The sequence below is a fragment of the Paenibacillus alginolyticus DSM 5050 = NBRC 15375 genome (assembly GCF_000422905.1).
In the GTDB taxonomy this organism is placed as follows: domain Bacteria; phylum Bacillota; class Bacilli; order Paenibacillales; family NBRC-103111; genus Paenibacillus_E; species Paenibacillus_E alginolyticus.
The window spans coordinates 1-19828 of the sequence record NZ_AUGY01000055.1 but is presented as its reverse complement, the minus strand read 5'-3'; the positions used below and the strand labels follow the sequence as shown (position 1 = coordinate 19828).

At 43.9% G+C, this 19828-nt stretch carries 21 protein-coding genes and 1 pseudogene; 15 read left to right on the top strand and 7 right to left on the bottom strand.

Annotation, left to right across the window (positions count from 1 at the left end):
• Positions 1-176: 176 nt before the first annotated feature.
• Positions 177-1577, top strand: a complete 1401-nt coding sequence (uxaC, locus tag G519_RS0123045; protein WP_029196702.1) for a glucuronate isomerase — start codon at positions 177-179, stop codon at positions 1575-1577.
• 114 nt (positions 1578-1691) lie between these two features.
• Here the strand turns inward: uxaC and G519_RS0123040 are convergent, their stop codons facing one another.
• Positions 1692-2513: a helix-turn-helix transcriptional regulator gene (locus G519_RS0123040; protein ID WP_051253611.1), complete on the bottom strand. Its 822-nt coding sequence runs from the start codon at positions 2511-2513 to the stop codon at positions 1692-1694.
• A gap of 171 nt (positions 2514-2684) precedes the next feature.
• Between G519_RS0123040 and G519_RS0123035 the strand changes: the two genes are divergently transcribed.
• Together G519_RS0123035 and G519_RS0123030 are read left to right on the top strand one after the other, a co-directional pair.
• A complete protein-coding gene (locus G519_RS0123035) occupies positions 2685-3968 on the top strand; it encodes a Gfo/Idh/MocA family protein (protein ID WP_029196700.1) in 1284 nt (427 codons plus the stop codon).
• 23 nt (positions 3969-3991) lie between these two features.
• Positions 3992-5017 (top strand): dienelactone hydrolase family protein, encoded by a 1026-nt coding sequence (locus G519_RS0123030; protein ID WP_029196699.1) that lies wholly within the window; start codon positions 3992-3994, stop codon positions 5015-5017.
• A gap of 58 nt (positions 5018-5075) precedes the next feature.
• Here the strand turns inward: G519_RS0123030 and G519_RS0123025 are convergent, their stop codons facing one another.
• Positions 5076-5318 (bottom strand): hypothetical protein, encoded by a 243-nt coding sequence (locus G519_RS0123025; protein WP_029196698.1) that lies wholly within the window; start codon positions 5316-5318, stop codon positions 5076-5078.
• 167 nt (positions 5319-5485) lie between these two features.
• Here G519_RS0123025 and G519_RS44185 point away from each other — a divergent pair, with 167 nt between their 5' ends.
• Positions 5486-6103 carry an SLOG family protein gene (locus tag G519_RS44185; protein ID WP_064743508.1) on the top strand — a complete coding sequence of 206 codons (618 nt, stop codon included), beginning with the start codon at positions 5486-5488 and terminating at the stop codon, positions 6101-6103.
• A gap of 288 nt (positions 6104-6391) precedes the next feature.
• Positions 6392-7597 (top strand): MFS transporter, encoded by a 1206-nt coding sequence (locus G519_RS0123015; RefSeq protein WP_029196697.1) that lies wholly within the window; start codon positions 6392-6394, stop codon positions 7595-7597.
• Between the two features lie 10 nt (positions 7598-7607).
• On the opposite strand, the gene G519_RS0123010 is transcribed toward G519_RS0123015, so the two are convergent.
• The 3 genes from G519_RS0123010 to G519_RS44180 are packed head-to-tail and all read right to left on the bottom strand — an operon-like array spanning position 7608 to position 11006.
• Positions 7608-8687, bottom strand: coding sequence for a mannose-1-phosphate guanylyltransferase (locus tag G519_RS0123010; RefSeq protein WP_029196696.1), 1080 nt, complete (start codon positions 8685-8687; stop codon positions 7608-7610).
• The gene (locus G519_RS0123005; RefSeq protein ID WP_051253610.1) at positions 8680-9786 is read right to left on the bottom strand and encodes a glycosyl transferase; all 1107 of its coding nucleotides are present in this window, start codon (positions 9784-9786) and stop codon (positions 8680-8682) included. The genes G519_RS0123010 and G519_RS0123005 overlap by 8 nt, the downstream gene beginning before the upstream one ends.
• Complete coding sequence (locus G519_RS44180) at positions 9786-11006, bottom strand: glycosyltransferase family 4 protein (protein WP_051253617.1); 1221 nt, start codon at positions 11004-11006, stop codon at positions 9786-9788. The genes G519_RS0123005 and G519_RS44180 overlap by 1 nt, the downstream gene beginning before the upstream one ends.
• Positions 11007-11213: 207 nt before the next feature.
• Here G519_RS44180 and G519_RS44175 point away from each other — a divergent pair, with 207 nt between their 5' ends.
• The 9 genes from G519_RS44175 to G519_RS49205 all read left to right on the top strand — a co-directional run bounded on the left by G519_RS44175 (position 11214) and on the right by G519_RS49205 (position 15814).
• Positions 11214-11498, top strand: coding sequence for a helix-turn-helix domain-containing protein (locus G519_RS44175; protein WP_244280190.1), 285 nt, complete (start codon positions 11214-11216; stop codon positions 11496-11498).
• Positions 11479-12420, top strand: a complete 942-nt coding sequence (locus tag G519_RS0122990) for a DUF1861 family protein (RefSeq protein WP_029196694.1) — start codon at positions 11479-11481, stop codon at positions 12418-12420. Before G519_RS44175 ends, G519_RS0122990 begins: the two co-directional genes overlap by 20 nt.
• A 98-nt stretch (positions 12421-12518) precedes the next feature.
• Positions 12519-13088, top strand: a complete 570-nt coding sequence (locus G519_RS44170; protein ID WP_051253609.1) for a 50S ribosomal protein L25 — start codon at positions 12519-12521, stop codon at positions 13086-13088.
• Between the two features lie 244 nt (positions 13089-13332).
• Entirely contained in the window at positions 13333-13785 is a 453-nt protein-coding gene (locus tag G519_RS52330; RefSeq protein ID WP_244280189.1) for a type 2 periplasmic-binding domain-containing protein, read from the top strand.
• Positions 13786-13796: 11 nt separating this feature from the next.
• Positions 13797-13961, top strand: coding sequence for an extracellular solute-binding protein (locus tag G519_RS53090; protein WP_268633699.1), 165 nt, complete (start codon positions 13797-13799; stop codon positions 13959-13961).
• Complete coding sequence (locus G519_RS52325; RefSeq protein ID WP_268633700.1) at positions 13919-14521, top strand: extracellular solute-binding protein; 603 nt, start codon at positions 13919-13921, stop codon at positions 14519-14521. The genes G519_RS53090 and G519_RS52325 overlap by 43 nt, the downstream gene beginning before the upstream one ends.
• Before the next feature lie 115 nt (positions 14522-14636).
• Positions 14637-14804 (top strand): hypothetical protein, encoded by a 168-nt coding sequence (locus tag G519_RS53305; RefSeq protein WP_307720104.1) that lies wholly within the window; start codon positions 14637-14639, stop codon positions 14802-14804.
• The gene (locus G519_RS44160; RefSeq protein WP_307720105.1) at positions 14801-15454 is read left to right on the top strand and encodes a carbohydrate ABC transporter permease; all 654 of its coding nucleotides are present in this window, start codon (positions 14801-14803) and stop codon (positions 15452-15454) included. The genes G519_RS53305 and G519_RS44160 overlap by 4 nt, the downstream gene beginning before the upstream one ends.
• A 135-nt stretch (positions 15455-15589) precedes the next feature.
• Positions 15590-15814 (top strand): hypothetical protein, encoded by a 225-nt coding sequence (locus tag G519_RS49205; RefSeq protein ID WP_244280188.1) that lies wholly within the window; start codon positions 15590-15592, stop codon positions 15812-15814.
• A 948-nt stretch (positions 15815-16762) separates the two neighbouring features.
• Here G519_RS49205 and G519_RS53085 read toward each other — a convergent pair.
• Positions 16763-17080 carry a helix-turn-helix domain-containing protein gene (locus G519_RS53085; RefSeq protein WP_051253608.1) on the bottom strand — a complete coding sequence of 106 codons (318 nt, stop codon included), beginning with the start codon at positions 17078-17080 and terminating at the stop codon, positions 16763-16765.
• Positions 17081-17630: 550 nt separating this feature from the next.
• Between G519_RS53085 and G519_RS44150 the strand changes: the two genes are divergently transcribed.
• Complete coding sequence (locus G519_RS44150; protein WP_051253607.1) at positions 17631-19109, top strand: MFS transporter; 1479 nt, start codon at positions 17631-17633, stop codon at positions 19107-19109.
• A 376-nt stretch (positions 19110-19485) separates the two neighbouring features.
• On the opposite strand, the pseudogene G519_RS44145 reads toward G519_RS44150, so the two are convergent.
• Positions 19486-19828 (bottom strand): annotated as a pseudogene (locus G519_RS44145) (transposase); the annotation flags it as partial.

The window sequence follows — 19828 nt, the reverse complement described above, 5'->3', positions numbered from 1 at the left end:
AACGTGATTGTTGGTGTATGGGGCTTTTTGTTTGCCTAGGATCGAGTTATGGCGAATTTGAGGTCAATATATGCATATTTTACAAAATGAAAGCAAAAAATCACAAGATTTTCGAGTCGCCTTTCGCTAGAATAGAGGGCAGATCATTCAGCTTGAGAAGGGTGGAATTTAGCTTTATGAAAACATTTTTAGATGAGAATTTTATGCTTACGAACGATACCGCGGTTCATCTATTCCACGAATTTGCCAAAGATCTGCCGATTATTGATTATCACTGCCATCTAAGTCCTAAGGAAATTTATGAAAATAAACAATTCAATAACATCACGGAAGCTTGGCTGTACGGCGACCATTATAAGTGGAGAATGATGCGTGCCAACGGTGTGGAGGAAGCTAAAATCACTGGTGGCGCTAGCGATTACGAGCGCTTTTTGGCATGGGCTGGAACGGTTCCTATGGCTGTTGGCAACCCTCTGTACCACTGGTCTCATATGGAGCTTCGTACTTATTTCGGTGTTTATGACATCATTAACGAGCAGAATGCGCCTGCCATCTGGGAAAAAGTGAACGCAAAGCTCGCAGAAGGCGGTTCCCGTGCTAGAGATCTCATTACGAATTCCAAAGTAACGGTCATTTGCACAACGGACGATCCGGTGGATTCGCTAGAATATCACATCAAAATTAAAGAGCTTACAGATTTTAACACACAAGTTCTGCCTTCCTACCGTCCAGACAAAGCGCTTGAAATCAATCGCGCCACTTTCCTTCCATGGATCGGCCAATTGGAGCAATCCGCTGGCATCACGATTAGTTCCTACGATGACCTGCTGGCTGGATTAGAAAGTAGAGCGCAGTTTTTTGATTCAGTTGGCTGTAAGGTGTCTGACCATGCCTTGGATTATGTGCCTTACGCTGCAGCTACCAAAGAAGAAGTGGATCAGATTTTTAAAGCAGCTCTGGCTGGCAACGCGGTTAGTCTGGAAGACGAAAAGAAATATAAGGCGTTCACGTTGTTATTCTTAGGGGGCGTGTACAAGAAGCTGGATTGGGCGATGCAGTACCATATTAATGCTTCCCGCAATAATAACGGACGAGCTTTCTCGCAGCTGGGCCCGGACACCGGATTCGACTCTATTAACGATAGCCCGGTAGCAAGCGCTTTAACAGGTTTGTTATCCTCTCTGGCTGTTGCTGATTCGCTGCCTAGAACGATTCTGTACTCGTTAAACGCACGTGACAATGAAATTCTCGCTTCCCTCATGGGCAGCTTCCAAGGCGATGGTATTCCCGGCAAAATTCAATTAGGATCCGCTTGGTGGTTCAACGATACCAAAGATGGTATGGTTTCGCAGATGAAATCGCTGGCGAATTTTGGTCTGCTTGGCCGCTTCGTCGGTATGTTGACCGATTCCAGAAGCTTCTTGTCCTATACAAGACATGATTACTTCCGCAGAATCCTCTGCAACATGTTAGGCGAATGGGTTGAAGCTGGAGAATTCCCGAACGACGAACAGCTGCTGAAACAGCTGGTTCAAGGGATTTCGTATAATAATGCTAAGCAATATTTCGGGTTTTAAAATAGAGACCTTCGAGCAGGTTGTGCCTGCTCGAAGGTTTTTTTGTTATGGGGCAGTGCAGCGTTGGCTGCTGAGAGGGACGGCAGAGTGAGATAAGCTCGGAAACTGAGCTTTTTACACGTTATGGCGTATAAATTTGCGGCATTCCAGCGGAGTCTGTGTGGTCACTTGTTTGAACACGCGGCCGAAGTGAGCGACGCTATCGAAGCCGGATTGCTCAGCGATGTGAATGACTTTCAACTTCGTTTCCCGCAGCAGCCGCTGGGCCTCTCGGATGCGAACGTTGTTCAAGTATTCGATGAACGAAAAGCCGGTCGTTTCTTTGAAAGTACGGCAAAAATAGCTTGGACTGATATGAAAGCTTTCGGAGATCGAAGCTAATGTCAGGCGGTTTCTATACTGTTCGTTGATATAAGCGACGATTTCGAATATTTTGGGATTGTACGCTGGCGGGTCTTCCTGAGCGGAGCTTATCTTATCAGTGATACGCGAGCAGAAGAAGAGTAGCTGCGTGAGCAGAGCTTTGCTGTTCAGCTGCCAGCCGCCTAGTGCCTGGTGCTTTTCGCGCAATAAGCTGAAAAGAAGGTTCTCAACAAAAGTGCGATTCGCACCAGTTAGGGAAAAAATATGCTGTTTCTGTTGAAAAGGAACAAGTAAATGTGTTGATGCTTTCTCATCAATGGAACGTATCCAACTATCATCAAAGTTAAGTAGAATACGCTCGTGAAGGTGAATATCTGCATTTCGTGTTTTGTGAAGCTCGTTTTTATCGATAAAGACGAGGTCGCCCTCTTGAATCAGGTAGGAACGGTCCTGTATGAAATAGTAGCGTTTCCCTCTGAGTAAATAATAAATTTCATAGTGATCATGAAAATGATTCATTGTCATTGAGAAGGGTTGATCTCTGCGCAGTCTTTCAATTTCGTAGAGTAGCAAAGTGGACACCTCTTCGTTCGGTCTTTTAATACGAATTATATAGCAAAATATGCAAGGAATAAAAGTCAATAAGCAAGATTTGATTAGAAACACAACAAATATTGTATTAATCTTGAAATAGGACGTTCGAACAGGAAGACATATCCATATACGCGAGAGGGGTTCACTTTTATGAAAAAGCGTTATGCACTAGTCGGTACCGGAGGAAGAGCGGAGTTTTTCTATGGCGCTATCGTGAAGGATTTTCAAGAAACATCAGAGCTAGTTGCGATTTGTGACATCAATCAAACGAGAATGAATTTCACGAATGGTTTACTCGTCAATAAATATGAATATAATGCTGTTCCCACATATAAAGCGGATCAGTTCGAGGAAATGATTCGTAAAGAAAAGCCTGATTATGTCATTGTCACATCAGTTGATCGCACACATCATACCTACATTATTAAAGCGATGGAGCTTGGTTGTGATGTCATTTCGGAGAAACCGATGACAGTGGATGAAGAGAAATGTCAAGAAATTCTTGATGCGATTAAACGCACAGGGCGGCAGCTTCGCGTGACTTTCAATTACCGTTACGCTCCGCATAATACGAAAATTCGTGAGTTAATTATGGACGGTGCGATTGGTGATGTGCATTCTGTCCATTTTGAGTGGCTGCTGAATACGGAGCATGGGGCAGACTATTTCCGCAGATGGCATCGCGATAAACGTAATGGCGGGGGTCTGCTGGTGCACAAATCAACGCATCATTTTGATCTTGTGAACTTCTGGTTAGGGACGCGTCCTGAGACTGTTTTTGCTATGGGCGGCTTGATGTTCTATGGCAGGGAAAATGCCGAGAAGCGCGGCGTGACTAACTTTTATCAACGTGCGACAGGGAATGAAAATGCGAAGGGTGATCCTTTTGCGCTTCATTTAGATGAAAATGAACATCTCAAGGGTCTGTATTTGGATGCGGAACACGAGGATGGCTACCAACGCGATCAAAGCGTTTTTGGCGATGGAATTAGTATTGAAGATACAATGGGCGTTATGGTTCGCTATAAAAACAAAGCCATTCTCACCTACTCGCTTAATGCTTATATGCCTTGGGAAGGCTTCAATGTGCAATTCAATGGCAGCAAGGGGCGGATTGAAATGAGAGTTGTCGAGAAATCATACGTCAATTCCGGTGGTCTTAAAGAGGACGAAGGTGCTTTGAAGGAAAAGACGATCAAGGTATTTCCAATGTTCGCGGCTCCTTATAAAGTGGAAATTGAAGAAGGCGTCGGCGGTCATGGCGGCGGGGATCCTGTCCTCTTGAAAGACATTTTTGATCAGCCATCCAATGATCGCTTCGAGCGAGCTGCTTCTCATGTTGACGGGGCGATGTCGATTTTGACCGGTATTGCAGGTAATATTTCCATGCGTACGGGGCAACCGGTTGCGGTGGATAAGCTTGTTACTTTTTAAAAAATAGATGGAGGTGGGGTTGGTTGTGGAATCCAGATTCAATCATGGAAAATCTCTATCACTCCTACGAGATTAAACGTTGGCAGCAGAAACAGGCCGAGAATGCCGAACAGACTAAGATTAAATTGAAGCAGCGCCTGATCAAGTCGCTAGATATAGCTTTGGAAGAAAAGGATGAGCTTCGTCCTGTTCTCTTAGAGCGCATTGAGCTCGAAGATCATTTTCGAGAGCGTATCGAATTCGGAACGGTCTTGGGATTTCGAGTTCCGGCCTATGTGTTATTACCTAAAAGATTGACCGAGCGAACTGCAGCGGTACTGGCTCTGCACGGACATGGTTACGGTAGTCGCCAGATTGTTGGACTCCATCCGGATGGAACTGATAACACAGGTAAGCCGGATCTTCATGGCAATTATGCCTTGGAATTAGTGAGACGCGGCTTCATCGTGGTCGTACCTGAGATGATCGGATTCGGGGATCGAAGACTGGCTGCGGATCAGAAGGATGGGAAAGTCGGGAATTCATCCTGTCAAACACTTGCATCACATCTGTTTTTATATGGCATCTCGCTGGCGGGGTTACGTGTTCAAGAGGCGCGGCGGGCGCTCGATTATGTGTTGTCTCGAGAGGATGTTGATCCAGCAAGAGTGGGATCCTTTGGCTTTTCGGGAGGCGGGCTTATCGCCGCATATACCGCAGCGATAGATGAACGAATCAAAGCCACGGTACTCTGCGCCTTTGTGAATACGTTCAAAGGAAGCATTATGCATGTTCACCACTGCATTGATAATTACTTACCTGGGGTTTTGGAATATTCGGAGCTCCCCGAATTACTCGGGTTACTTGCTCCTCGTCCGCTGTTCATTGCATCTGGCCAGCAGGATCCTATTTTTCCGATAGAAACAGTGGAAGTGGCGATTCAGTATTTGCGAAATGTGTATGATGAAGCGGGTGCGGGTGAGAAGCTGGGGGTTCATCTCTTTGAAGGTGTTCATGAAGTGAATGGGAGTCAGGCCTACCCTTGGTTGGTTGAGGCTTTAGAATCTTAATTTAAAAACTTAAGCTTGTAAAAAAAGAAAACCTCATCAAAAGATGGGGTTTTTGATATTAAATATATGGTCTTGGCTTTGTATCCAACAGAATTATGGCTAATAAATCGAAAAGTACAAGCGGTAAGATAAATGGGATAAACGAGACTTGAGCCTTATTTTTGTTGCGAGTTGTTTTTAAATAAACTCTACTCTTATCTACCTTTACTATTGTACCCTGGTAGGTTCCTTGAGTCGTTTTTATCATGACTTTACGCCCAACATAATTTTTACAAACCCGATATTTATTTGAAGTGTTCAACTAATTTCCTCCTCTCAAGTAGTGGTAATCTATTATATGCGTTTCCGACTTATATGAGTGTGTGCTAGATCAATTGATTTGGAATTGTATTTTATACCCCTCATCTTTCTATCGAGGCATAACTATGCTAACCTGTTAGGTAGAGTCAACAAGGTGGTGTACCTCTTTTGAAACGAGTCTTAATAACGGGTTATAAAGCATCTGAGCTGGGCATTTTTTCTTTAAAGCACCCAGGCATTCCAATTATCAAAAAAGCGATCAAGAAGAGACTCATCGCACTTATGGAAGAAGGACTTGAGTGGGTCGTTGTCAGCGGACAATGGGGGGTTGAATTGTGGGCGGCTGAGGCTGTGCTTGAACTTCGAGATGGCGCCTATCCAGAGCTGAAATTAGCTGTCGTTACCCCTTTTCTTGAGCAAGAAGAAAAATGGAGCGATGATAAGAAAAATAGCTATAATAGCGTCATGGAACGCGCGAATTACGTGAACAGCGTGACGAAGACTAAATACGAAGGACCGTGGCAGTTCAAGGAAAGAGACAAGTTTCTGCTGCGTAATTCGGACGGCATCATTCTTGTTTATGATGAAGATACAGAGGGTTCACCCAAGTTTATGAAACAACAGGCAGCGCAGATTGCTGCGAATCATGCTTACCCGATTATCACGATTAATGCTTATGATTTGCAAAATATCGCCGAAGATGAACAAGGTGACCAGTCGGGAGATCTTGCTGGTGATCTCGACTTCGCCGACAACGGTAACCATACGGATTTTGATGAGATATAAACAATAAATGGCCGTCTCAAAAGGTGATCGACCTTGGGAAACGGCTATTTTTTCACCACATAAGAAAGTATAAGTTTTCGGATCACGAAACCCGCTTTCTTATTGGCGATAAAACTTACCTCTAAACGCGGTCGCTCATCTTTGAATGGCCTCGATAGAGGTTTTCTCATAAATCACGATGTAATTTCTAATCTTCAAACAATATGATAAAATATACATATCATAGCACGGTTGTCGGGAGTTTTTCGTATTTGGTCGTTCAGTCGTTAAGCATCAGGGGGTAAACACATGGCATTTTCCTGGAAACGTAATCTCATCACTTTATGGATCGGTGTATTTTTCTGCGGCATGGCGTATACGATTTCAGTTCCTTTCTTACCTATCTTCCTACATACGGAGCTCGGTATTGATAATGGCCTGGAAGCTTGGTCTGGTATTACGTTTGGCATCACTTTTTTGGCTAGTGCTTTAATTGCGCCTTTTTGGGGCTCTTTGGCGGACAAGTATGGCCGTAAACCGATGTTGATTCGCTCGGGTTTCAGCTTAAGCGTGCTTTATTTTGCGACTTTTTTCGTTCATGATCCTTACATATTTCTTGTCGTCCGGATTCTTCAGGGGCTGCTTGCCGGTTTTGTTCCTGCTTCCATCGCTTTAGTGGCCACGAACACGCCTGAAAAAGAAGTTGGTTATGCGCTGGGGGTCATGTCAACGGCAGGAGCCGCCGGCAGTGTCATCGGTCCGCTGGTAGGCGGATTCGTCAGCCACTGGGTGGGAAACCGAGAATCGTTCCTAGTTTCCGGCTGTGTCGTCTTAGTCGCAGCCTTTATCGCGCTGTTTGGGGCGAAGGAAACGAACTTTAATCGCTCGGCTGTGAGGTCGGGTGTTATGGATGATTTGAAGTCGGCTGCTCATAATCGCCCTTTCATGATAATACTAGGGGTCACCATGCTGGTGGCAACTTCGGTCATGATTGTCGAGCCGCTGCTTACCATCTATGTGCTGCAAATGGGCGGCAACAAAAGCTCGGCTTCGCTGAGCTCAGGCATTATTTTCTCTGCGGTGGGCATCGCAACCGTCATTGCAGCACCGAGATGGGGGAAACTCGGACAGAAAATCACCTACTCCAAAACCCTATTCATCGGCCTAATTGGCGGAGGAATAGGGAATCTGCTTCAGTTGGGTACTCATCATTTGCTGGCGTTTGGCATTCTGAGGTTTAGCTATGGGTTGTTTTTTGCTGCCGTCTATCCGGCATTAAACGCGCTCATCGTGAAATTTACGGACTCCAGCTTTAGAGGACGAGCGTTTAGTTTAAATCAGTCCGCTACACAGCTCGGAACCATGAGTGGTCCAATTATCGGTGGTTTTTTGGGCGGTTGGATCGGTATTCCGCTCGTTTTTGCCATCAACGGCTTGGCGCTTATCTGTGTGGCCTTCTTCTTCAAATATCGCGGTCCCAAAGTGGTGGCTGCTCCATTATCTTCACCAGAGTAAGGCAGAAGGGCTAAATATACTCCGTCATTCCTTTTTCCTTCAGCAGGTCGACAATATCTTTAACGGATTGCGCCTTGTCTTTGGGACATATTAAAAGTGCATCCCCAGTGTCCGCAATGATGAAGCCGTCAACGCCAATTGTTGTGATTAGTCTGCCATTCCCGTATATGATGGAATTTCGTGTATCTATGCCCATATGATTTGCTTTAATAATATTTCCTGATGGATCCGGAGGGAAGATCGCGCCGAGCGCATCCCAGCTGCCGATATCATTCCAGCCAAATTGACCAGACAGAACAACGACTTCATCTGACCGCTCAAGGATTCCGTAATCAATCGAAATGTTTTGAAGCGTTGGATAGATGTTATTAATGATTTCTTCTGCCTGATCCGTGCCTAGATAATCGCTGATTGGAAGCATTGTCTTATACAGCCGAGGCAGGTAACGCTTGAAATTATCAATAATGACGGAAGTTTTCCAAATGAAAATGCCGCTATTCCATAAATAATTACCGGATGACAGATAGCCTTGTGCTTTCTGAAAGTTCGGTTTTTCTACAAATTCAGCTACTTCGTATACGGCAACAGGATTGGAAGAAATGGGTTCTTTATCAAAGGCGATATAACCGTACCCAGTAGATGGGAATGTCGGCTTAATTCCGATGGTAACGATTTTGTCCGTCTTCATTGCGACCGTACAAGCTTCGTCTAATGTAAGCCGAAATTGTTCTTCATCGGTTATATAATGATCGGAAGGCAATACAACCATTAAGGAATCACCGTGTGATTTTTCTATAGATAACGCCGCGAAAAGTATGCTTGCAGCCGTGTTTCTGGCAACGGGCTCGATCAAAATGTTACTTTTCGATACACTGCTATGCATGATACTTTCCAGCAGAACCGCTTGAGAGCGATTCGTAACAATAACGGTATTTTCTTGAGGGATAATGCCTTTGAAGCGTTCGATCGTATCATTTAGCATAATATCATTTCCACTAATATTTAGAAGCTGCTTTGGAATCTCTTGTCTAGACAGCGGCCAGAAGCGGGTTCCGCCCCCTCCTGCAAGGATGGTAGCAAATTTATTCATGATGCATCACCAAATGAGCAATGGAGAAGGAAATGATACTCTCAGAGCCTTGATTAAGGTTAAGCCCTGTGGCATGGATGCCATCGTAACAAGCTCCTGTTTGAGGATCAATGAGAGACATTTTTAATGAATTATGGCCTAAATACCATTCATAGCATGAGGCTGCTATCTTCAGATAAGCTGGGTTTTGGAGCACGATCGCGGCTTCTTTACACGCAAGAAGCATTTCACAGGCTTCAATCGGCTGTTCATCGTAGGGAGCGGCCTTTTCGTCACGCAACTGCCAACCATGGCTGCCAATCGGCTTATAATATCCTTCTTTTGCAAAGGTTTTGGATACTAGAAATTCCAGACTTTCCTTAGCCGTTTCCTTCAAACTAACGTTATCAGAGATATGTGATGCTTTTAAAAGTGCCCATGGAAGCATGGAGTTTCCGTAGGTAAGGCTGTCTTCAAACCAATTCCAGCCGTTTCCCTTATTGCGAATATATTGATTGTGCAGTCGGACCGCTATTTTTTCGATCAAATTGATGATGAATGCCCTAGGTAGAAAAGCCTTTTCTTCTGCGGTGCTTGGCGTGTGGAGATAGGGGAAGGAGTAAGTTAAAGCACCAGGGGTTTCTATTAAATAACTTAGACCGATTACTGCATAAGCTCCAGCACGAGGAGAACCTAGCTTCTCGATATGCGGTAATGCCTGATTGATTAAATAACGACAGGTATTAAGTACATTATCGGGCAGCAAAGAGGAATGGGCGAGCGCGAATCCTAATGCCCATAGTGTGCGTCCTTGACAATCTTCAGAGCCGCTATCCTCCGTGAATGAACGGTTATAATCTAAAAAGTTTCTAAAATTTCCATCTGTATTCTGTGCATGGTGAATGAAGGAAACGTAAGTATGAATGAGGTCTAACGTGCTGGAATCTTTATTACTGCTGTACAATAAAATGGCTGCGATTAATGCCCGTGCGTTATCATCCGTCGTATAACCTTTCGAGCGGTCGGGTACGCCAAATTTGGTATGTTGAAAAATGCCTGTATCATCCGTTATCCTGCGCATATAATCGGACTTAAACTGCCGTATCTTTTGTACTTGCATTAAATCACTCCTATGTGTTTTACTTTAGCGAAACTGGCATCGTGATTCTTTACTTTAGTAGACTCTGAATCTATTATTTTCTCTTGGAAGATGGCGGCATAGGTTTTGGCAATTTCGTTCCACAACATGGTTCTTCCGAGTTCGAGCGTACGACTTTCCATTTCAGCTATTCTAGTAGGGTCATTCAGTAATTGAAGGATGCAAGCTTCCAAAGAGGCTGAATCGTGGAAATTTGCAAGTAAGCCCCTGCCCTCTGCCAGCATTTCCTCGGCATATCGGTAAGGCGTGGAGACAATAACCCTTCCATAACCGACTCCGTACGCCAAAGTTCCGCTAACGGCCTGATCCTTGCCTAAATAAGGAGTCATATAAATGTCTGACATGACTAGCGATTGAATGACTTCATCCTGCGTCAAAAGCTTGTCAACGAAGCGAACATTACGAGTTAAATCAAATTCTTCCACAAGACTCATCAGCTTTTGTCGGTATACCTCGCCTGTTTCTTGTTTAACGACCGGATGTGTTTTCCCCCAAATGATATAGAGAGAATCCGGATGCTGTTTGACCACTCCGCGCATGGCCTCAATGCTGTATTCAATTCCTTTACCAGGACTTAAAAACCCAAAGGTGGATAATATTTTTCGATCTGCAAAGCCATATTGCTCTTTAAGTTCTGATCTTGATCCGGTTTGGACATGGGGTACACCATGATGAATGAAAGCGATTTTGGCAGCATCAACGCCATATATGGAGATCAGATCGGTTACTGTAGACTGCGCCATCGTGACAACTTTAACACTTAGCTCTGCAACTCGGTTCATGATGTGGTGCTGCTTGGGAGAAGGTTTGGTTAACACGGTATGAAAAATGACGACATACGGAATAGTCAGTCTTTCGACGAATGGAATCAAGTATTCACCGCTTTCTCCGCCGTAAATACCGAATTCATGCTGGATAACGAGAAGATCAACGTCTGATGAGCTAAGATAATCGGCCGTTTCTATATAATCCGATAGCTTATGTTGGTCAATTTCCCTCATCACTTGCTCTTGATAGTCGTAAGCTTCGTTGTTATTGATGGCAATGATACGAGGCTTGTTAAAGCCTTTGATGTTCTGGAGTTCATCTAATAAATCTTGTGTAAATGTAGCTATGCCGCATTCTCTCGGCAGGCTAGTACCTAGAAAAACGATATTCCGATTGCTGCTTGTATACTTCATATAATAAGCCTCCATGTTGGTTCGCGATTTTTGGAACACAAAAAAAAGAATATAAAGATAGGTCTTTAATTCTTTTGGGGGAAAGGGTATATTATTTTCAGAAAATTCCAAATTATTTCCTGTTTTCACTATAACATGACCATTTTTTCTTGTCAATTCATTGACTCTCCATCGCGTACCCTATATATTTATGGAGGGGGTGTATGTGTGTCAGTCATACGCAGTAAACTAAAAGAAGTCATGGAGAATCATGATCCTAAATTATCGATACGTAGGCTCGCTAAAGAGATTAACTACCACTTTGACTCCGTTCGTCGTATGTATAAGGATGAGATGGTACAGTATCCTAGGGATTTATTGCTAAAGCTTTGTCTGTATTTTAATGTCCAGCCTGGGCAGCTCATTGGCATCGAAATGGATGTGGAAAGTGATTGGACGATAGATGCATCGATGGATTATCAGGAGGACGTCAATGACAAGGAAATCGATTAAAACGGAGAGCTGTAAACAGCATCTAGAAACCTTTTATGCAAACCCCAGAATAACAAAAGTGCAGAAACTAGCTTTCTCTGGGGTTGGAAATCGTGATGTATATAATATAACGGCCCCGTTTCAGTACGACGGGGAGGAAGTCCTATTAGGAAGAGTTGAGGAACGGGATAGCGAGTTCTCTCAAGTCTTCTTTTTTACATGCAAGAATCAGGTGTGGAGTCCACGAATACATACTCACACCTATAACTTGCAGGATCCATGTATGACCATCATCAAAGGGGAACTAATAATTGGCGGAGTTGAAGTCATTACGGCTGTCGATAATCCGAGTAAGATTGTGTCGTGGGTTACCCAATTTTATCGTGGTTTTCAAATAGATTCCTTATGTCACTTCGCTTCTGGACCTGGTACGATGAAAGATATTCGTATAATTGAGCTTAACGATGGTCGAGTAGGTGTATTTACTAGACCGCAAGGAGCAAGAGGTGGAAGAGGGCAAATCGGATTTACAATCATCAATTCGCTGGAGGAACTCAATGAGCAAACCTTCATCAATGCGGAAATTCTTAGAGAGCAATTTGTCTCCGAAGAATGGGGAGGTGCGAACGAAGCACATTTACTGGGGAATGGCCGTGTGGGCGTTCTGGGGCATGTAGCTTGCTTTGATACCGTAGGAAACAAGCATTATTATTCCATGGTCTTTGCGATAGACCCTGAGACCTGTGAGAAAACACCCATGAAAATTATTGCGGCAAGAAGTGATTTTCCAAGAGGTCCTGGTAAACGGCCGGATCTTGAAGATGTTATTTTTAGCGGTGGGCTTATACGGTCAGGCAATGGTCTTGCCGTCCTTTCTGTTGGCGTTAGTGATGCAGAGGCTTATCAGATTGAAATCCCTGATCCATTTATGGAGTATGAATAGGAACGAGCAGGCTTTCATCAAAGTTTGACTAGATTTTATGGTCATGTTATAATTCGTTTGACAAGAATTTATGGTCAAAGAGAGCAGGAAACAAACAAATGAGTAAATTTATTCAATTGAACAAGCGCACTGGTGAAACAAAGTCCCACATGAATCAAGCAAGAAAACAGGGGCGCATCCCGGCTGTGTTGTATGGGATTGGTAAAGATACTTTATCCGTAGAAGTAAATGAAAAAGAAATGCTGGATATTTTGAAAAAAAATCCACGAGCTATCCTGCAAGGCAATACATCCGATGAAAAAGTCATTCCGGTCATTGTTCAGAGCGTCCAAAGGGATGCGATGTCGGGCAATCTGCTGCATATCGACTTTCATCATGTAAACATGACTCAAATCATGGACAGTAAAGTTACTATCCAGTTTTCTGGAGAAGCAATCGGAGTCAAATCCGGTGGGGTTCTACAGATCGAAATCTATGAAGTAGAAGTCCGTTGTATGCCTGGTGATTTGCCAACTTCCATGGAAGTGGATATCAGTGGCCTTGATACGGGAGATAAGCTTCTTGTTTCCGACCTGATTTTCAAAGATGGCATTGAAGTGTTGACGGATGCGAATACGGTTATGATTCAAATCAAAACTGTGCACGATGAAGTTGAAGCAACAGCCTAATAGAAATCAATAAAAACATTAAATATAGAATATAGTTAAATCCCCTGCAAGCTGAAGTGTCTACGTTCTTGAAACTTAGACTCCTCAGCTTGCAGGGGATTTTTTGGTTTCCCTCAATATGCCAAATGAGGCAGAATAGAGAATTTTATCCCTTCAGTCTCGAAATGTCAGACTATAATTTACCAGTCCCCATTTCTATAATCAAAGTGTAAGCAAATCGTTAACGAACTGTAGGAGGTCAAGAATGAAAAAGACGAAAAGTGCATTATCTTTGGCAATGGTTATGGCAATGGCAGCAACATCCATAGCGTGCGGTTCGGGCGGGGACACAAAGACAGCATCCTCTTCAACCGCTCCTGCTTCAGCTGCTCCCGCTGCATCGGTTAAACCGGCGGAAACGGCAAAGCCGAAAGAATTCAAGATGGTTCTGCGCCACATAGAAATCAAAGATACGGCGAAAGCTAATCTTGCTATCTTGCAAGATGTTGTAAAAGCAACAGAAGCTGAGATACCTGGATTGAAATTTGAGCTGGATGGCGTGGAAGATGTTGTCAACCGCGATACGAAGCTCAAAGCTGAGATGCAAGCGGGCAGCCCGCCGCCTATTTTTGACCTTTTCGGTGGAGCGGATACTCAGAACTATTCCAAAGCGGGTCGTCTGCTTGATCTGACCCGATTCTCGCTGAGCTTGGATTGAAAGACAAATTCATGAACTTGAACGAGTTCACCGTTGATGGCAAGATCTATGGTCTTCCAAGAGCGGGATATGTTGAAGGTGTATTTTATAACAAAAAAATGTTCGAGGATGCAGGCGTTCAGGTTCCAAAAACGTGGCTCCTGTCGTCGAGGCGTTCAAGAAGCTGGATGAGTTGAAACAAAAAGGCTATATTGATAAAAACGTGATCGCAACGAAATATTCGGACGGCCAAGCTAAATTCTACACAGGTCAAGCGGCAATGTTGTTCGATGGCAGCTGGGCTGCAGGTGGAATCATGGGTAAAAACTCCACTGTCGCTGCAGATGCAAGCTTCTTTAACTTCCCGAACCTGGGCGGTGCAGGGGATGATATGATCAACGGCGGTTGGTCAAACGGTTACGGTTTCTCTTCCAAGCTGAACGACAGTGAACTGAAAGCGGTTAAAGCGTTTATCAAAAACTTCTATACAGAATCGAATCAGAAACGCGCTTTGAAAGAATCCGGCAACATTCCAGCCATGAAGCTAGCTGATATCGGTGATGCTTCAGGTTTAGTCGCAGAAGTCGTGAAAGGTCAGCTTTCCGCTAAGAAAGGCGCTTTCCCAGCATTCGACGCACTGGTTTCACCAGCTGTTAAGAAAACGCTGGAAGGTACGATGGAAGAGTTGATGGGCGGTAAAGTAACGCCGCAGAAAGCTGCAGAGAAAATGCAAGCTGCACAAGATGCTAAATCATAAAGATTGAATAAAAGCGCAGGGCACCACACGTACGCGGTGGTGTCCTGATTTATGGTCATTGAAGCTGCGCCTCCGTGACAGATTAAGTCATTATTATCGAAAGATGGGGGATAACATGAATAAAGTATTACGCAATCCGCTTGCCTACGCGCTGTTCATCGTTCCGGGCGTGGTGCTCTACATGATCTTTTACATCTTACCCATGGTCAGCTCCTTGAAGTACTCGGTAACAAGCTGGAACGGAATTAACGATCCGACTTCAATGGCTTGGATAATTTCATGAAGGCTTTCCATGATGAGAAGTTTTGGATCGCCCTCAAGAACAATATTTATTTCGTACTTTTTTCCGTGTTTGTACAAATCCCAATCATCATCTTTTTCTCGATTTTGATTAGTGGAGCTCGCAGGTTTCTGGACTTCTACAAAACGACCGTTTTTTTGCCGAGCGTGCTATCGACGGCCATTGTCGGCGTGATCTGGCAATTCATCTATCATCCTGATGCGGGTTTAGTGAATCAGTTGTTACGCGCGATGGGGCTTGAGAAATGGACACATCTATGGCTGGGTGAAGAAGGCTATTCGATGCTAGCCATTCTAGTTACGAATGCCTGGCAGTGGACCGGATTTTATATCGTTCTCGTTTTGGCTGCGATTTTTGCGATATCCAAAGATGTTCAAGAAGCAGGCGAGATCGATGGTGCTGTCGGTTGGTTGAAGTCGCGCCATATTACCGTTCCTCTTATACGTCCTGTCATTCTTGTTGTGCTGATGCTATCCATTACGGGGGCGATGAAAGCACTGGATATCGTGTTTATTATGTCAAAAGGGGGCCCATTCGGCAGCTCTGAGGTTATGGCAACTTATATGTACAAGCAGGCCTATTCCATGTCCTTGTTTGGTTACGCCAATGCGATATCGATCATCATTTTCTAATTCACTGTCCTATTGACACTCATCTTCCATTTTATTACCAAAGGGTCAGAGGAGGTCGAATACTAATATGAGAAGAAGCGCAAGCGGCATCATCCGGCATCGCTGCTCATTCCTTTGTATATCATGATCAAGAATATGGGGATCTACAATACGCCTCTTGCCTTGAATGTTCCTTATACAGCTTGCGGTATCCCACTCTCGGTGTTTGTCATTGCAGCATTCTTAGCGGTTGTTTCTTTTATGGATAAATTTCAAATGAACTATGGCGCTCTTACCGCATCCGTGATGTCGTTCCGGCCATTGCGATTTATAGTGTTTTGCAGCGGCAAATTATTCAGGGCGATACAGCAGGCAGCGTGAAGGGCTAACGAATCGAAAATCCCAGTATTAGACCCGAATATCGTACTCCGAAATGACACTGCATTTGAGCCGGTCGCCAATTCGGCGGTTATCGCCTGGCCCAGCTTTGGCGGGCGAAGGAATTAACCGTCATCTATGTACCTTCACCCGATGTCACGATCGTGTTGCACTTTCGTACGACATATAAGTAAAAAGGAAACGAAGGAAGGAAGGAAGGAAGGAAGGAAGGAAGGAATGTTGCGCATGAACGATCACAACTGGCTTGTGGAACTATTCCAGGCGCATCGGAATCACCTACAGGCGGTGGCTTATCGGTCCCCACTCTTGTACAACTAGTAGGTGATCTAGTGGCTATGTTCGCATCGTCAGCGGCAGGGCCGCTTGCTTTTTGAAGAGTCAGTTCTACCTGACCATACGCTACATGGAAGGGATCGGCCGGTGCTCGTGAACGGATCTGTGGGCGTCATCGTGGCTCCTCGTGGTCGTTCGTTCCGGTGACGTTTCCATTGTCGGCAGCCGTCAGCATAAAGATTTCGTTGAATACCTTGTTCCGAAAGAGAATTGGGCACGAATCGAACCAAGCACTATAAAGTATTAGACCGGATGAATGCCATCCTCCCATATTCTCGACTCCGCTAGTATAAATGCCAAGCTGTCACTCGGTTGGGATGAGACCATCCAAGTAACCCACAGACTCGCTGATTTGTGCAACCCTGCGCTCCGCCTCCTTGATCCGCCGCATAAAAGGCATCTATAAGGAATGAGGTTCATATCTCGCTCCAACTTTGGACAACTGGCGTAATCGATTTGGATTCATGTTGAGAAACGTATAGTACGTGCCTAAAAGACGGGATCTGCATAAATTCTTCTTGCTGCTCTACGGTTAATAATTCTTTTCCTCTCAACGACTTCACACCTTTCGCCTAACATAAAGGTCATTTGATTATCTCAAACCTTGATGTGGTGATTAGTCCGGTTTTTCAGTGTTTGATAAATTTTCGCTTTAGACACACCCGTACGTTCTGTGATTTCCTTAATTGTATATTTTTTGCTATCGTAGAGAGTCAGAGCCATGTCAATTTTATTTTTATCCATGGGCGGACGACCGCCTTTCCTGCCCCTAGCCCGTGCAGCTTGTAATCCAGCATGAGTTCGCTCCCTGATTGTCTCTGCTTCCATTTCTGTGATGCGAGGGTCGCGGAGAAAATGGTCGCTATCCTCTTTTTTATTTTCAACAAAGGATTCTAGATTTGCTAAAACAGCCAATGTGAATGAAACTGCAACGGTAAGAAGGTCAATAATTTATTTCTAGCAAGGGAAATGGTCAAATATCCTACTAAGCACATAAATTCAATAAGGAATTAAGACGAGAAAACCTATAGGTTTGTATATAAATACTAGTGTAAAAACCTAACAATTACACATGAGTTTATTCCATTATGAATTAAAGTTGGTTATAATAAGTATATATAAGAATCAGATCTTATTAGGGGCGTTATTTCACTATCCGAATGTCGACCGGGTGTAGGACCTCAAATCCAAAATGTAAGATCTTTTGAATTGGATAGAACTAACCCCTAGCACTAAGGATTCATTTAAAACACCGATATCAATGAATCATTGTTAGAAAATTACTGGTGGAAGGCAGACAGACGTATGAGCATATCTAGACTTCTTGAGATTGATCCAATTGTGAAGGAGGTTTCGTACAAGCAGCCTGCATTTTCTGGAAAATGGTAAGTTTTCTTCTGCTTACGGTATTTCCTTAATGAGATCGATCAATTTTGTCATGAACGAATTTATAGGGGGGACTTCCATGCAACAAGTATTTGGACGCAATTCATTATGGGATCAGTTACCTTTATCTGCAGTCAGCAGAAAGAGCGGTTACCATTGGTTTGTTGTATTTACCGTATGTATAGGTGCTTTCATGGCAGCTCTAGATGCTAGTATCGTCAATATTGCGCTCCCTGCCCTACAACAACAATTCCATATTGGAATGAATGCTGTAGAATGGGTTAGCTTAGTTTACTTATTAACACTGGCTTCCCTTATTGTGACGTTTGGTCGGATCGCTGATATGTTCGGACGCCGCTGGATGTATGCTTCAGGTTTCCTGGTCTTCATGATAAGCTCATTTCTATGCGGGGCATCCACAGATCTTTCAGCATTACTCCTTTGGAGGGTCTTTCAAGCGGTTGGTGCTGCCATGCTGCAAGCTAATAGTGTTGCTATTATTACTGCAATAACGCCATCTGGCGATCGTGGGAAAGCAATCGGAATACAGGCCAGTGCACAAGGAATCGGGTTAACTTTGGGCCCTGCCTTGGGAGGAGCTATCCTAACTTATTTCGATTGGCGATGGCTGTTTTTTGTTAATATTCCAATCGGTATCATTGGGACTATTTTAGCTTTTCTTCTACTGCCTAAAGATAAGGCTAAATCCAGTTCCAGACATTTTGACTATTGGGGTTTTCTGTTTTTGACACCAAGCTTGATTGGTTTGATTTATGTTTTGAACATGGGAACGAAGCAGGGCTGGACTTCGCCTTCCATTTTGCTTTGTATAGTGATGGCTTTCATTGGCTTCGCGGGTTTTGTGAGAGAGGAACTTCGATGTAAGGCCCCTTTAGTGGACTTCGCGTTATTTCGAAATTCTTCATTCACTTACGGAAATATAACCGGTGTGCTTTCATTCACAATCATGTATGCGGTTTTGTTGTTAACGCCTTATTTTATTGAAAGCATATTACATGTAACGACGATTACATCTGGATTGATTTTAACTATTATTCCCCTTGGAATGACACTATTTACTCCCATATCCGGCATGATCGCAGATAAGTTTGGAATTCGTGTCCCTACTGTTATAGGGATGAGCTTTGCGAGCACAGGTTGTTTGCTTCTGGGATTTATAGGCGGGAACTACACTTATATTTTGTTGATAGCAGGTTTGTTCCTTTTGGGAGTAGGCATGGGGACATTTACCCCTCCTAATAACAGCAGCGTGATGGGGAGTGCGCCATCTAGCCGTCTGGGGGTTGCAGGAGGCATTCTAAATATGGCTAGAACATTCGGGATGGGCTTCGGTGTTACGTTCGGTGGATTATTTTATCAATTATTCTTTTCATTGAATACGCAAGTTCACAAGACAGGAGAGCAGGTAATGATTTCTGCATTCCGGTATACGTATTTTACGATGACATTATTAGGAATAGCTGCTCTAATCATCAGTGCGACTAGAAAGCAAACGAATCAGCCCTATCCAGATTTCTTTATCGGCGAAGGCATATGAGGGATGTCGTATTATAAAGAAGAAGAATGTTGCCGCTCAGCATGCTTTTTAAAATTTGGAGTTAGTAAATCATTCACCAACTTTTGAGCCTGAAAGGGTATAATTAATTACATATAAATAATAGACTCTCGGAATTCAGAGGGGGAAATGGGCGGAATTACGGTAAAATAACTGGAAATTTGGATTGAAAAATAACCAGGAGGGTATTTTCATCCTGTTTCCAAAAATGTGAATGACAAAGAGACCTTTTAAGAGGTCGTCAAAAAAACTAAGCGTTTTGAGGCAAAATATCATCCCTCATGGCTTCGAGGGTTTGGCGATTCTCCGAGTACCAAGCATCAATGTGCTGGCACATCGTAATGCCGTAAATGCGGATTTACCACATCTTTGTAGAGCGATGGCGACCGGCCTCTAGCTTGTAGTCAATCTTCTCTCGTTTGTTGGAACGTTCAACGGTGGTTCGGCGTTTGTAAACAAGCTTCCACTCTTCAGTGCCTCTGACGACACCAGAAAATAAGCGAGAATTGTCCTTGCTGCATGTATGGTAGGTTCGTCCGTACTTGGCAACGGAGCTTGGAGTGGGGCACGTGTTGGTGGTTCGGTCTTTCATCATAGGACATATCCATTTCTGGCGGTCTCGCGTGTTGTCGTATCCATAAGTCTTCATTTCTTTACCTGCCGGACAGATGGGAATCCCAGTTGGAGAAATTTTCATGTCG

Excerpts from the sequence above, each read along its gene's own strand:
- uxaC (WP_029196702.1), top strand. The coding sequence starts at position 177 with ATGAAAACATTTTTAGATGAGAATTTTATGCTTACGAACGATACCGCG.
- G519_RS0123035 (WP_029196700.1), top strand. The coding sequence starts at position 2,685 with ATGAAAAAGCGTTATGCACTAGTCGGTACCGGAGGAAGAGCGGAGTTT.
- G519_RS0123015 (WP_029196697.1), top strand. The coding sequence starts at position 6,392 with ATGGCATTTTCCTGGAAACGTAATCTCATCACTTTATGGATCGGTGTA.
- G519_RS0123010 (WP_029196696.1), bottom strand. The coding sequence starts at position 8,687 with ATGAATAAATTTGCTACCATCCTTGCAGGAGGGGGCGGAACCCGCTTC.
- G519_RS0123005 (WP_051253610.1), bottom strand. The coding sequence starts at position 9,786 with ATGCAAGTACAAAAGATACGGCAGTTTAAGTCCGATTATATGCGCAGG.
- G519_RS44180 (WP_051253617.1), bottom strand. The coding sequence starts at position 11,006 with ATGAAGTATACAAGCAGCAATCGGAATATCGTTTTTCTAGGTACTAGC.
- G519_RS0122990 (WP_029196694.1), top strand. The coding sequence starts at position 11,479 with ATGACAAGGAAATCGATTAAAACGGAGAGCTGTAAACAGCATCTAGAA.
- G519_RS44170 (WP_051253609.1), top strand. The coding sequence starts at position 12,519 with ATGAGTAAATTTATTCAATTGAACAAGCGCACTGGTGAAACAAAGTCC.
- G519_RS52330 (WP_244280189.1), top strand. The coding sequence starts at position 13,333 with ATGAAAAAGACGAAAAGTGCATTATCTTTGGCAATGGTTATGGCAATG.
- G519_RS53090 (WP_268633699.1), top strand. The coding sequence starts at position 13,797 with ATGAACTTGAACGAGTTCACCGTTGATGGCAAGATCTATGGTCTTCCA.
- G519_RS53305 (WP_307720104.1), top strand. The coding sequence starts at position 14,637 with ATGAATAAAGTATTACGCAATCCGCTTGCCTACGCGCTGTTCATCGTT.
- G519_RS44160 (WP_307720105.1), top strand. The coding sequence starts at position 14,801 with ATGAAGGCTTTCCATGATGAGAAGTTTTGGATCGCCCTCAAGAACAAT.
- G519_RS49205 (WP_244280188.1), top strand. The coding sequence starts at position 15,590 with ATGGGGATCTACAATACGCCTCTTGCCTTGAATGTTCCTTATACAGCT.
- G519_RS44150 (WP_051253607.1), top strand. The coding sequence starts at position 17,631 with ATGCAACAAGTATTTGGACGCAATTCATTATGGGATCAGTTACCTTTA.